This window comes from Bacillus sp. NP247 (assembly GCF_018966865.1).
GTDB lineage: Bacteria > Bacillota > Bacilli > Bacillales > Bacillaceae_G > Bacillus_A.
Window position 1 is genome coordinate 1,774,143 of sequence record NZ_CP076653.1, and the last position, 14,396, is coordinate 1,788,538.

Consider the following 14,396-nt stretch of genomic DNA (forward strand, 5'->3'; position numbering starts at 1 on the left):
TCAATCTTCCTTTATCTATACATGCATCATGGATACATCATTTTCTTTAATTCATCTAAGGCTTCAATAGCTGCTAAATTCCCCGTCGTTCCAAATAAGCGCTCTTCTAAATCGTACACTCTATTATTTTTAACTGCGGCAAAATGCTTCCAAATGTCGTTCGTTTTAAATTCCTTATCGAACATTTTCACAACTTCATCTGGCATACCATGCGCTGCACGTAAAATAAGATCTGGATCAGCTTTTTTTAAGTACTCTGTATTAGAAGCTAAATATTCTACTTTCTCACCTTGTACTATATTTTTACCACCTAGTTGTTTTACTAAATCCCCAATATAGGAGTGTTCTGTCGCAACTAAATAACTTCCAGGTACTCCAAGTAAAATAAGGACTGTCGGTTCTTTCTTCCCTTTCACTTGTTTTTGAATGTCTGCAACTTTTTTATCGAACTTTGTTACGACTGCTTCAGCCTGTTTCTCACGCCCATATTTTTTACCCAAATCTGTAATTGAATTTTGCATGTTTTTTAAACTCGTTAAATTTAAAAAATTTGCCTTAATGCCCGCTTCATTAAAAACTGGCTTCAACTCATATTCAAGCGTCGTAACAGATAATACTTCTGATGGTTTCATTGATTTTACTTTTTCCATATCAGGACTCATCGGATTCCCAACTTCAGGTAAACCTTTATAGCGCTTTGGCAAAGTTTTAGAACTTGTAGGAATACCTGCTAAATCTACTTCTAATGCATCCATAATTTCAGTCACAGCAACTGTCGTAGCAATAACACGTTCCTCACTATTACTCTTTACCTTTTTCGCCGTTTCTTTTTTTGGTGATGAGCACCCAGCTATACTAAATAAAAGAATGATAGCCATGAATACACTCATGATTTTCTTCACTCTCAATCACCACTCCTTTCAGTACAATATGAAACGAGTCTTGATGCACGGTTTCATGCATCAAGACTCCAAATTTTACAATTTACCTGCTCTATATTTTCGAACTAAGAAAGCAAGTGATCCTAGTAATAGCAATACATACATTCCAATCTGTGCTGTATCTGCAGTTTTTGAGTTTTTCTCTTTTTTTGCACCATTATCTGTAGCATCATTTTTCTTCTTACCGTCTGCATTTCGGTTAAAATCAGGATTACTGATTGTTTTTACATTGTCTACTTTCGGTGTAATCACTGGATTTTTCGGTTCATTCTTCGGATCGTTTTTCGGATCCTCTTTAATAGTTCCTACTGCACCAATATTATTTGTATCAAATTGAATTTGTACATCGTAGAAATGATGGTAGTTCATTGAATCGATATCTACTTTTGTTTTCGCATTTAATTTCGCAAATAAGTCATCGATTTCAAACTCTACTACTCTCGTATCTGCATTTTTATCTTCACTCACTACTTTTGCATCAACAAATGCACCAGCACTTTCTGTTTGGAACTTCGTAATCCATGCACTATTTTTCAGTGTCATCGCAACATATTTCTTGCCATCTTTCACTGTTAATCTTGCTGGCTTTACAACGTATTGATTCATCATTGAAATCTCATCCGTTTTATCTTTTAACACTTTAAAAGTAACATCATATTGACCGTCTTTTAAATTTTTCGGATCAACTATTGTGTGTCCATTTTGATTATTATTTCCACCTTGATTATTGTTATCGTCTTGGTTGTTATTTCCACCTTGGTTATCGTTTCCGCCCTGGTTGTTATTTCCACCTTGGTTATCGTTTCCACCTTGGTTGTTATTTCCACCTTGGTTATCGTTTCCACCTTGGTTGCCTAAAGCTTTAATACTACCTTTATCAAATGCGAATTGAATGTCGTAGAAATGATGGTAATTCATCGCATCAATATCAACTTTCACTTTTGCATTTAACTTTTTCGATAAGTCGTCTACTTCTACTTCCACTACTCTTGTATCTAGCTCTTTATTTGTACCTAATACTTTCGCATCGACAAACGAATTATTCTTTTCAAACTCAAACTTTGTAATCCATGAGCTATTCGTTACTGTGAAAGATACATATTTCTTACCATCTTTCACTTTTAATACGCCTGGACTCTTCGTATATGTGTTCATCATTGAAATTTCGTCTGTTTTATCTTTTAGCACTTTAAAACCGATACTGTATTCACCGTCTTTAAGAGCATTGGGATCAATTGTTGTGTTATTGTCTTGGTTGTCGTTTCCGCCTTGGTTGTTGTTTCCGCCTTGGTTATTGTTTCCGCCTTGGTTGTCGTTTCCACCTTGGTTATTGTTTCCGCCTTGGTTGTCGTTTCCACCTTGGTTATTGTTTCCGCCTTGGTTGTCGTTTCCACCTTGGTTATTGTTTCCGTCTTGGTTATTGTTTCCGTCTTGGTTGTCGTTTCCACCTTGGTTATCTAACGGCTTAATGCTATCTTTATCAAATGCAAATTGAATATCGTAGAAATGATGATAATTCATTGAATCGATGTCTACTTTTACTTTTGCATTTAATTTTTTTGATAAATCTGCTACTTCTACTTCCACTACGCGTGTGTCAGCTTTCGTATCTTCACTTAATACATTCGCATCAACAAACGAACCATTTTTATCAAATTCAAACTTTGTAATCCATGCGCTATTCGTTAATGTAAATGATACATATTTCTTACCATCTTTTACTTTTAATACACCTGGATTTTTTGTATATGTGTTCATCATTGAAATTTCGTCTGTTTGATCTTTTAATGTTTTAAAATTGATGCTGTATTCACCATCTTTAATTGTTTCAGCATCTGGGTTCTTATTTCCATCCGGTTTTTCTACTTCCGGCTTTTTATCTTCATCCGGTTGTTTCTCTTCATTTTTAACTTGTTCAAGTTTATCTTGCTCAAATACAAGCTGTACGTCATGAGTTTGCTTGTAACCTTGCGATGCCACTTCAATAAATACTTTTGTATTTATTTTTTTTGATAAATCAGCTACTTCAAATTCTACTACTCTTGTATCTTTTTCTTTATCTTCACTCACTACTTTTGCATCAACAAATGCACCATCTTTTTCCGTTTGGAAATTTTTAATTAATGAGCTACTTTTTAGCGTTACAATTGCTTTTTTCTTACCATTTTCTACTTTCAATACCCCTGGATTTTCCATGTAAGTATTCATCTTAGATTCTTCATCTGTTTTATCTTTTAACACTTTAAATGGAATGCTGTACGCACCATCTTTAATTGTGTTAGAATTTGGTTGTTGATCTGAGTCAGGCTTTTGGTCGGGCTTCTGACTTGGATCCGGATTTTCATTTGGATCTGGCTTATTAGCTGGGTCCTCTTTTTCATCTCGTTTTTCTACATGAATTGGTGTAATGCTATTTTGATCGAATGAAATACGAATGTCATAGTAATGATGATAATTAAAAGCATCAATATCAACTTTTACTTTCGCATTTAATATTTTCTCTACATCTTCTACATCAAATTCTACTACCCTTGTATCGCTCTCTTTATCTTCACTAACTACATTTACATCAACGAATTGACTACCTTTTTCTGTTTCAAACTTCGTAATCCATGAACTATGCGTTAACGTAAAGGATACTTTCTTTTTCCCATCCTTCACCTTCAAAGTCCCCGGGCTTACAGAATATTGATTCATCATTGATTCTTCATCTGATGTATCTTTCAAAACTTTGAAACCAATTGAATACTCACCGTCAGCTAATTGGGTAGCTGCTTGAACTGCAAGTGGTTGTAGTGTCGACACGAATGTAAATATCGTTAAAAACATTGCAACGACAATTTTAAAATATCTGTTCAATAGAATGACTCTCCTTTTCGAAAAATTTCCAATTATTTAATACTGTTCCCATCAAATACAAAACGAATATCATATGAAGCGTTATAATTAATAATTGGGATATTAATTTTCACCTTGCCTTTTAGTTTTTCTGACAAGTCAGCAACTTCAAATTCTACTACTCTAGTATTCTCTTTTTTGTTTTCACTTAAGACTGTTGTTTCTAAGAATTGACCATCTTTTTCTACTTGAAAACTTTTAATAGAAGCACTATCTTTCACTTTAAATGAAACATATTGTTTTCCATTTTTAACGGTTAATGTTGCTGGGCTTTCAAAATAACTATTCATTCTAGATGATTCATCTTTATCGCCTTTCCACACAGTAAAAGCAATATTATATTTTCCATCAGCTAGTTGTGTAGCAGCTTTTGCATCTTGTAAACCTAGTGTTGCTATAAACGTAAATAAGACAGCAAATACGGCAATAATCATTTTAAATTGTTTAAACATATATTCATCGCCCTTCCAAAGATTTATTTACTTAACTTCACTTTACGAACTAAGAAAATACCTGAGATTAAAACTAACGCTGCAAATAATCCAATGCGAGCATCATCACCTGTTTTTGGGTTATCTGTTTTTTCAGCCTTTCCACTTTCATTTGTTCCTTTATTTGCATCTTTATTTGTTGCTTTGCTCTCTTCTTTCTTCTGCTCTTCTTTTACTTGGCCATCTTTTTTAGTTTGATTATCAGTTGTTGTTACACCAGCTGCATTGTTATCGCCGCCTACAGCTTTTACGTTTGCATCAAATGCAAAACGAATTGTGTAATGGTGGTCGTAGTTTGCACTTGGTACAACAACGTGAATCTTTACTCCTAACGGCTTAGATAAATCATCAACTTTAAATTCAACCGTTCTTTTATCAGCTGCTTCGTCTTTGCTAATTACTTTTGAATCAACGAAGTTCCCATTCTCTGGTGCTTTAAATTCTGTAATCCAAGCACTATGGTTCATTGGAACTTGTACTCTCATCTCACCATTTTTCACAATTAACTTAGCTGGTTTTTCAAAATAATCATTTGCCATTGAAGCTGAATCATCTTCCGCTTTTTTGATAACGTAGTTAATATCGTAAGTACCGTCAGCTAATTTTGCTGAAGCTTGTCCAGATGGCATTACGAGAAAAGCTAGCATACATACTAACGTTATAATAAATGCGGATAATACTGAAAACTTTCTCATTTTGCTTACTTCCTCCTTGTTTATCTTTCGTTTTATAATTTGAAAATGATAATTATTCTCAATTTATAAGAAAAAAATAATCTCTTTTACCTTTATTTAATTGTCATTACTTTATGTAATATAAGTATCATTGATTATCATTCTCACTAGAGGTCAAAAAATATAATATCCCTCAATATTCCCTATAAAAAGCAATCTAAAATAATTTAACCACTTTACTGATTATCATTCTCAACAGACTACAAAAAAAATAAACTACCTATTCTACTGTTCCATCACCCCTTCTTCAAAAATGATATAGTCATAGAAAACCTCTTCCCTTGCCCCCGTCACTTCCCTTCCAACATTTCCACAACTAAGTCAATCTTAGCCTAATGCTAATTTTTTTGTCAACTATATTATGTATAAAATTTTTAATATCTAAATTTCTCTATATACGGCTTTCCCTACAAAAAAAGAGACTTTCTTTCATAGAAAGCCTCTTTTTTCTATTTTTCTACAGCAATTTTTTGCTTTTGAAACTTAGAAACTATATAACCAATTCCTATACCGATCATACCTGGAACTAACCAGCCAATCCCTACACTATATAATGGAATCTTCTCTAAAATAGGTGCTAATGCTGCAATCTGCAGATTCGCATTGTGCAATCCATCAAAGAAACTAATCGCAAATGCCCCTACAATACCACCTACATACATTGCTAATGGAAGACGAACGTAATTTTCAACGAGTGATAATACGATAAGTACGATACCAATTGGATAAATTGCAATTAAAATTGGTAATGCTAATGCGTTTAACTGTGTTAAACCAAGATTTGCTACCATAAATGCTAATACACAGAAAATGAAAATGACTTTTTGATAAGAAAGCTTTGGTAATAACGAAGAGAAATATTCCCCACAAGCTGCAACAATACCTACAGAAGTTGTTAAACATGCTGCTGTAATTGCGATACCTAGTAATAGTGTTCCGTAGCTACCAAATAAATGATTCACGACGTTTGTTAAAATAATTCCTCCGTTTGCTCCCATTCCAAGTGAAACACTAGAAGCTCCAAGGTAAGCAAGTGCTAAATAAACAAGAAGTAAACCAAGTGCCGCAATGAATCCTGCAAAGATCGTTACTTTCGCAATGCTATTCTTATTTGTAACACCTTTTGCTTTTAAAGCATTAATGACAACATTTCCGAAAACAAGTGCTGCAAGTCCATCTAAAGTTAAATATCCGTCAATAAAACCTTTGAAAAGAGGAGCACTATACGCTTCTGTCGGTGAACCAAATTCTCCAATTGGAGTAATAAGTGCTTTACCTACGATAATTGCAATAACAGCTAATAAAATTGGAGTTAACACTTTACCGATGCGTCCCACTAATTTTGAAGGATTTAAAGCTAAATAGAAAGTTACCGCAAAGAAAATAAATGTAAAGATAACAAGTGGATAAGCCTGACCAGCTACCTCACTCGGTAAAAATGGTGCAATGCTCATTTCATAAGCAACAGTCCCTGTACGTGGCACACTAACAAATACGCCTAAACATAAATAAATTGCAGTAATGAAAATTAGCGCGAATACAGGATGTACACGTCCTGCCAATTCATTAATATCTCCCTTTAGAGCTATAACAATAACCCCTAATAAAGGCAGTCCTACACCCGTTACGATAAAGCCAAACAACGCGATCCATACATCTGTTCCAGCACCTTGCCCTAACGCTGGTGGGAAAATCATATTACCTGCACCGAAAAATAGTGCAAATAACATTAAACTTATTGCAAACATCTCAGAAAACTTTAAAGATGATTTCATTTCTACTAACCCCCTAATTAATTGTTCGATTAACAAAATATTCTGAATCAAAATCCGTCACATATCCTCTTTCAAGCATACTTCCCCGTAAAAGAACGCAAAAAACACCCGTCCCTAACAAAGGGACGAGTGTTGAAATCGTGGTTCCACCCTTATTCTAATAAAATGAATTTATAACGAAATAAGCTCATTTTATAGCTCGTGTAAATTGATAACGGTTTTATCCGCCAAGAATTACAATGCATCATGCAGTTCACTCTTGAAGTTTAGAGGTGGTAAGTTTGTCTTTCCGTATTAGGAAGCTCACAGCCTAAGGCTTCCCTCTCTGAGAATCGTCAAAAACAACTCATGTCCTCATCATTACTTTTATAAAATATCTTGTCGAAACTTGTTGTTTTTTATTATATGGGCTATTTTTTAAAAAATCAATAGTTTTATTTTTTCTGACAAAAAAATATAGGGAGAAAACTTTCCTCCCTATAACTGCCCTGTTAATATTTCTAATTCCTCAGCTGTAATGTCTCGCCATTTTCCAGCTTCAAGCTCATTTAGCTCTATATTCATAATGCGCACTCGCTTTAGCTTTGTTACAGTAAACCCGAAAGCACGACTCATTCTACGAATTTGCCTATTCATTCCTTGCGTTAGGACGATGCGAAATGTAGATTGATCGACTCTCGTCACTTTACATGGCTTCGTCATTCCACCTTTAATCTTTACACCGCTGGACATCTCATTAATAAACCAGTCTGTAAACGGCTTATCGACAGTAACAACATATTCTTTCTCATGCTCATGATCACCGTGCAAAATTTGATTGGCAATCGCACCGTCATTCGTTAATAAAATGAGTCCTTCCGATGCTTTATCTAATCGCCCAACAGGAAAGATTCGCTCTGGATAATTGATATAATTAATAATATTATCTTCAATATGATCGGCTGCTGTACAAGTAATTCCGACTGGTTTATGAAAGGCAATATACACCTTTTCTTTCTCTTCTTTTTCAATAACCTGTCCATCAATCGTTACAATATCACCATCGCTCACGAGTGCACCGTGCGTACATATTTCGCCGTTAATAGCCACGCGGCCCGCTTTAATGAGACGGTCTGTTTCGCGTCTTGAGCAGGACTTTGCTTCGCTTATGTATTGGTTGATTTTCATGTTTTATTCCTTTTCTTATAGATTAAAAGCGTCAATCCATGGCAATATCATTATGCCAAGATTGACGCTCCTTCACTTCGCAAAAACAACTAAATAAATAACCCCAATCACCAAAAATATTCCGCAACAAGCTAACAATACTTTTGCAAGTTTGTCCATAAACATATAATGGTTTCCCCTTTTGTTTGGTTGTTTGCTATTTTAATTCGACGACTGTTACGCCTAGGCCTCCCTCACCCATGTCACCGTAGCGGTAGTTTTTCACGCCGCGATGTTTCTTCAAGTAATCTTGTACACCTTGGCGAAGCGCTCCTGTTCCTTTACCGTGAATAATTGACACACGAGGATAGCTTGCAAGCTGTGCATCGTCTAAATATTTTTCAACGCGCATCATTGCATCTTCATAACGTTCGCCGCGAAGATCAAGCTCTAACGACACGTGATAATCTCTACCCTTCACACTTGCGACTGCTTTTTTCTCTGTTTGCTTCGGTGTATTAATGTATTCCATATTGGATTCTTTCACTTTCATCTTCAGAATACCAATTTGTACGCTCCACTCTGTATCACTTACTTTTTCAAGCAATTGACCTTTTTGACCGAACGTTAACACTTTTACTTCATCGCCTGCACGTAATTGTTGTTTTGGCGCCGTGTTTTTCACGTTTACTTTTTGTTTCTTCACAAGCTCTGGCGCTGCCCCTTCTAGACGGCTCTTCGCTTCAATAAGCTCATGGTCTTTCACATTTACAAGCTGTGCTTTACGCAATTGACGAAGTTCATGAATAATGCCTTCTGCTTCTTTCTTCGCAGCTTCGACTTTTTCTTCCCCTTCTTTTTGCGCTTTTAATAATTTTTCATCGCGCTCATCATTAAATTCAATAATTTGACGTTGTAATTCGCGATGAAGTTTTTCAGATTGCTTACGATGTTCTTCCGCTTCTTTTCGTTCGTGCTCTGCACTTTTTTGGCTTTCTTCTAGCTTTGCAATCATATTTTCGATTTTGTTCGTATCTGTACTAATATGATTACGAGCGCGATCAATAACGCGATCAGACAAACCAAGACGCTTCGAAATTTCAAAGGCGTTACTACGTCCTGGTACACCGATTAATAATTTGTACGTTGGGCTTAATGTATTCACATCAAACTCTACGCTTGCATTTATAACTTGTTCACGATTATATCCGTACGCTTTCAGCTCTGGATAGTGAGTCGTTGCAACAACGCGAGCACCACGGTTATACACTTCATCTAAAATAGAAATTGCTAGTGCAGCCCCTTCTTGCGGATCTGTCCCAGCACCTAATTCATCAAATAGAACTAAACTTTCAAAATCAGCACGTTCTAAAATATCTACAATGTTTACCATATGAGAAGAGAATGTACTTAAATTTTGTTCAATCGATTGCTCATCACCGATATCAGCAAAGATGTTTTTAAATACACATATCTCTGATTCATCCATTACCGGAATATGAAGACCCGATTGCGCCATTAAGACACAAATACCGACTGTTTTAAGTGTAACTGTTTTACCACCTGTATTCGGTCCTGTAATAACGATTGTTGTAAAGTCTTTACCAAGCATAATGTTATTTGGCACGATAATTTCCGGATCAATAAGCGGATGGCGTGCTTGTTTTAAATCCATGTAGCGTTCATTATTTACGATTGGCTTCGTCGCTTTAATTCGCTTCGCATAAAGAGCTTTCGCAAAAATAAAATCAAGATTTGCAACTACTTCTACGTTCGATAAAACGATATCAGCTTCCACTGCTACTTCTTCCGTTAACATCATTAAAATGCGTTCTACTTCTTGTTTTTCTTTCACACGTGCTTCTTGCAGTGCGTTATTTAGTTCCACAATTACTTGCGGCTCGATAAATAATGTTTGTCCAGAAGCCGATTGGTCATGAACAATACCACCATATACACCGCGGTACTCTTGTTTTACTGGAATTACGTAACGGTCGTTACGTATTGTCACAATTGCATCTGATAACATTTTTTGTGCGTTTGAAGAACGCGTCATGTTTTCTAATTTTTCACGAATACGGCTTTCCGCAGTACGAATTTGGTTACGAATACCACGCAATTTGTCGCTTGCGCTATCGACTACTTCACCGCCGTCACCGATACAATTTGTAATTTTCTTTTCTAAATCATATAAAGATATAATTTGCGCAACATGTCCTTCTAGAATCGGAAGCTCTACGCCATTCTCAGCCATGTCTTCAATAAATCGTTTCATCTGGCGGCTACCATACATCGTACTTGCGATTTCGATTAACTCATGCGGACTTAACATACTCCCAATTTTCGCACGCTTAACATTTGAGCGAATATCAGAAATCCCTCCAAGTGGTACATGTCCTTTTAAACGGATAACTTTCGCTGCCTCATCCGTTGTTTCTTGCAGTTCCACAATTTCTTCAAAATCTGTGCTTGGCACTAAATTCTTCACCTTGTCACGACCAAGTGAAGATGCTGTATGTTCAAGTAATTGTTCTTTTACTTTATTGTATTCTAATACACGCAACGTTCTTTCTAACATGTTGCAAGTCCCCCTTGTGTTACTTATTACGTTTAATATAGTCTAATAAACGTTCAATATCCCATGTGTTAATCACGTTATCTTTTTGAATCCAACCTTTACGCGCTGCTGCTACACCTGTTTCCATATCTTCTAACATTTCAAATGTATGGGCATCCGTATTAATCGCTACTTTTACACCAACATCTTGTGCTTGTTTTAATAATTTCGCACTTAAATCTAGACGGTTTGGATTTGCATTTAATTCTAAAATTGTATTTGTTTCTTTTGCGAGTTGGATTAATAAATCTGTATCTACATCGTAACCCTCACGACGCCCAAGAAGACGTCCTGTCGGATGGGCAATCATTGTAACATGCTTATTCTCAAGTGCAGTGCGAAGACGTTTCATAATCGTTTCACGGTCTTGTGAGAAGCTAGAATGAATCGCTCCAATAACATAATCTAGTTCTGCTAATACTTCATCATCAAAATCAAGTGTTGCATCTGGTAAAATGTCCATTTCGATCCCGCGCAAAATTGTAATGTCTGGGTACTTTTCATTCATACGTTCAATTTCTTTCGCTTGTTCACGAAGACGCTCTTTCGTTAAACCGTTCGCTACTTTCAAGTATTGCGAGTGATCAGTAATTGCCATAAATTTATACCCACGAGCACGGCATGCCTGTACCATTTCCTCGATTGAAAAAGCACCGTCACTCCACGTTGTATGCATATGTAAATCACCTTGTATATGAGAGAACTGAATTAAGTTCGGATACTCTTTAATTAATTCAATTTCTTTTCCATCTTCACGCACTTCTGGTGGGATGAATGGAAGACCAAAGTGGGCGAAGAATGCTTCTTCTGTGTCGAATGTTTTCACTTCACCTGTCTCTAAGATTTCCACACCATATTCACTAATTTTCTCGCCTCTATCTTTCGCGATTTGGCGCATTTTTACGTTATGGTCTTTTGATCCTGTGAAATGGTGAAGAGTTGTAATAAACTCTTCTGGTTTTACTAAGCGGAAATCAATTGAAATATCATATTCATATTGAAGACGAACAGACACTTTCGTATCTCCACTTGCAATCACTTCAATCATATTATCAAATTGTAGTAAATGTTCACGTACTACTGCTGGCTCCGTCGTTGCAATGATGAAATCTAAGTCCTTCACTGTCTCACGAACACGGCGTAAACTACCAGCGCGTGAGAAACGAATTATTTCAGCAACATTCGACAATTTCTCCTCTATTTCCCCGGCAATAGGCAATACCATCGCAATTGGTAAACGCTCTGGACGAGAGCCTACTTGATCAATTGCTTCTAATATTTTCTCTTCTGTTTTCTTACCGAATCCCGCTAAAGCTTGCACTTTATTTTCTTCACAAACAGCTTTTAACGTTTCCATATCAACAACACCAAGTTCTTTGTATAACTTGGCCACCTTCTTACCACCAAGTCCTGGTAGTTTTAATAGTGGTAATAAACTGCTTGGTACTTCTTTTTCAAGTTCTTGTAGTACTTCAGATGTTCCCGATTCTATATATTCTTGAATAACTGCTGCCGTTCCTTTTCCGATACCTGGAATCTTTGTGAAATCTTCAATTTCAGAAAGACTACGGTCATCACTTTCCAGTGCTGCCGCCGCTTTACGGAATGCAGATATTTTAAATGGATTCGCGCCCTTTAGTTCCATAAACAGGCCGATTGTCTCTAGTAATTTGATAACTTGTTTTTTATTCACTTTCATCATTGCCCCGCCTTTCTTTCATAGAAAAAAACTTCTCTTTCCGAAAAAAGAGAAGTTACACTCTGCTACCTGTCTGCCATAGTTCCTTCACCTTTTCAGAAAGAATCGGTGTATCGTCTACAATTATTTTGCTAATTGATGATTTTTGTAATGGTGTTTGTATTTGTTCAATTGGAAGAATTGATCCAACAATAATTAAGACAAACAGAATGATATACACTTCTAAAAAGCCAAGAAGTGCCCCAGCAACCGCATTGACTTGCTTTAAAACTGGGATTTCTGCAAACATATTCAGTAAATTACCAAGTAGTGAAAGTGCGATTTTTGTAATAATAAATAATACGATAAACGCAATTGCTTGATAGAAGACACCCTCAATATTATTCGCATCTATCCATTCTGGAACAGAAACATTCTTATCAAATGGATACGGAATAATTTTCGCAAGTGCTGGCGCTAAATCTTTACAATACCAGTATGCAACGAGGTATGCGATAATAAAGCTTGTTAACTTTACAAGTTGCAAAATAAATCCTCTGCGTAAACCGAGGAAGAATCCCATAACAAGCAATAAAATGATAATAATATCAATCATGTTTATTCAATTCCTTTTTGTGTCATACTTTCTTTCAATTTCTCATGTTCTTCTTTTAATTTTATGTAATCGTGTATGACGTTTACCGCCGTCAATACCGCTAGTCTACTTGTATCAAGCGAAGGATTCTTGGCATTGAGTTCGCGCATTTTATCATCCACAATCGCTGCTACCATGCGGATATGACTTGTACTTTCATCGCCAACAACTGAATACTGTTGGCCATATATTTCTACATTAATTCGACTTTTATTTCCCTTTTGTTGTGACAACTCACCGGCCTCCAATCACGTACAGAATCCTAAAGTTTATCATACCATGAACCATCATAATATGGAAACAGAAAGAACAATCCGATATGATAAAAATAACAACATAAAAAAGGAGCGACCATTTTGTCAAATTCTATCGTAATACAAACAAGTTCTACAGTAATTGAAGACATGAAACAACAATACAAACAAGCACTTAGCCCCAAAATTCCGCAAGGCGGTATCTTTATGGCAAAAGTTCAATCTTGCACAATTACAGCTTATAAATCAGGAAAAGTAATGTTCCAAGGAGGCCGTGCTGAAGCTGAAGCTGCTCGTTGGCAAACTGTCTCTCAAACACCGAAATCAGCTGTGAAAAAATCGGTTGATTCACATCGTTATGCGCCGCCCACTTCCATCGGTACAATGTCTATTCTAGGATCAGACGAAGTAGGTACTGGTGATTACTTCGGACCGATGACAGTAGTTGCTGTATATGTGGATGCGAAGCAAATTCCACTTTTAAAAGAACTTGGTGTAAAAGACTCAAAAAACTTAAACGATGCTCAAATTGCTGAGATTGCAAAACAACTCCTTCACGTTGTTCCTTACAGCTCCCTCGTTCTTCACAATGAAAAATATAATGAGCTATTTGATAAAGGAAACAACCAAGGTAAACTGAAAGCTTTACTGCATAATAAAGCAATTACAAACTTATTGGCAAAAATTGCACCTACAAAACCAGAAGGCATCTTAATCGACCAATTTACACAGCCTGATACATACTATAAATATTTAGCGAAACAAAAACAGGTACAGCGTGAAAATGTGTATTTCGCTACAAAAGGTGAAAGCGTCCATTTAGCAGTAGCCGCCGCTTCCATTTTGGCTCGTTACTCATTCGTAAAACAATTTGACGAACTAAGCAAAAAAGCTGGTATGCCACTTCCAAAAGGTGCAGGTAAACAAGTTGATATCGCCGCTGCTAAATTAATTCAAAAGATCGGAAAAGAAAGACTACCTGAGTTTGTGAAACTGCATTTTGCTAATACAGAGAAAGCGTTTCGCTTACTGAAAAAATAACTACTTTTTAGTATCGACAGGATATGGATGAACTAAACAAGGCGAAAAGAATTGGATTCTTTTCGCCTTTTATGGATGATATAACAACCTAGAAATTACCCTTTATTTCATCACAGTACTCAAAAATGTAAAAAATCCCATTTTTGTTATAATCAATAGTAAAAAC

11 protein-coding genes and 1 other annotated feature are annotated in these 14,396 nt (G+C 36.1%); of the genes, 1 reads left to right on the forward strand and 10 read right to left on the reverse strand.

What is annotated here, in order from left to right:
* Positions 1–26 precede the first annotated feature (26 nt).
* The 10 genes from isdE to zapA form a co-directional block, all read right to left on the reverse strand.
* The gene (gene isdE / locus KPL75_RS09350; RefSeq protein WP_219920451.1) at positions 27–908 is read right to left on the reverse strand and encodes a heme ABC transporter substrate-binding protein IsdE; all 882 of its coding nucleotides are present in this window, start codon (positions 906–908) and stop codon (positions 27–29) included.
* A gap of 69 nt (positions 909–977) precedes the next feature.
* Positions 978–3,800: an NEAT domain-containing protein gene (locus tag KPL75_RS09355; protein WP_219920452.1), complete on the reverse strand. Its 2,823-nt coding sequence runs from the start codon at positions 3,798–3,800 to the stop codon at positions 978–980.
* A 32-nt stretch (positions 3,801–3,832) separates the two neighbouring features.
* The gene (locus KPL75_RS09360; protein WP_002145465.1) at positions 3,833–4,291 is read right to left on the reverse strand and encodes an NEAT domain-containing protein; all 459 of its coding nucleotides are present in this window, start codon (positions 4,289–4,291) and stop codon (positions 3,833–3,835) included.
* Positions 4,292–4,314: 23 nt separating this feature from the next.
* A complete protein-coding gene (gene isdC, locus KPL75_RS09365; RefSeq protein ID WP_219920453.1) occupies positions 4,315–5,025 on the reverse strand; it encodes a heme uptake protein IsdC in 711 nt (236 codons plus the stop codon).
* 488 nt (positions 5,026–5,513) lie between these two features.
* A complete protein-coding gene (gene brnQ, locus KPL75_RS09370) occupies positions 5,514–6,839 on the reverse strand; it encodes a branched-chain amino acid transport system II carrier protein BrnQ6 (protein ID WP_219920454.1) in 1,326 nt (441 codons plus the stop codon).
* Between the two features lie 118 nt (positions 6,840–6,957).
* Positions 6,958–7,209: a binding site (T-box leader), on the reverse strand.
* A 107-nt stretch (positions 7,210–7,316) separates the two neighbouring features.
* Entirely contained in the window at positions 7,317–8,006 is a 690-nt protein-coding gene (locus tag KPL75_RS09375) for a 23S rRNA pseudouridine(2604) synthase RluF (RefSeq protein WP_219920455.1), read from the reverse strand.
* Between the two features lie 196 nt (positions 8,007–8,202).
* Entirely contained in the window at positions 8,203–10,563 is a 2,361-nt protein-coding gene (locus KPL75_RS09380) for an endonuclease MutS2 (protein ID WP_219920457.1), read from the reverse strand.
* A 19-nt stretch (positions 10,564–10,582) separates the two neighbouring features.
* The gene (gene polX / locus KPL75_RS09385; RefSeq protein WP_219920458.1) at positions 10,583–12,301 is read right to left on the reverse strand and encodes a DNA polymerase/3'-5' exonuclease PolX; all 1,719 of its coding nucleotides are present in this window, start codon (positions 12,299–12,301) and stop codon (positions 10,583–10,585) included.
* Between the two features lie 55 nt (positions 12,302–12,356).
* Positions 12,357–12,896, reverse strand: a complete 540-nt coding sequence (locus tag KPL75_RS09390) for a CvpA family protein (protein ID WP_002015450.1) — start codon at positions 12,894–12,896, stop codon at positions 12,357–12,359.
* 2 nt (positions 12,897–12,898) lie between these two features.
* Positions 12,899–13,168, reverse strand: coding sequence for a cell division protein ZapA (zapA, locus tag KPL75_RS09395; protein WP_002112165.1), 270 nt, complete (start codon positions 13,166–13,168; stop codon positions 12,899–12,901).
* Positions 13,169–13,291: 123 nt separating this feature from the next.
* Between zapA and rnhC the strand changes: the two genes are divergently transcribed.
* A complete protein-coding gene (gene rnhC, locus KPL75_RS09400) occupies positions 13,292–14,230 on the forward strand; it encodes a ribonuclease HIII (RefSeq protein ID WP_219920459.1) in 939 nt (312 codons plus the stop codon).
* Positions 14,231–14,396 lie beyond the last annotated feature (166 nt).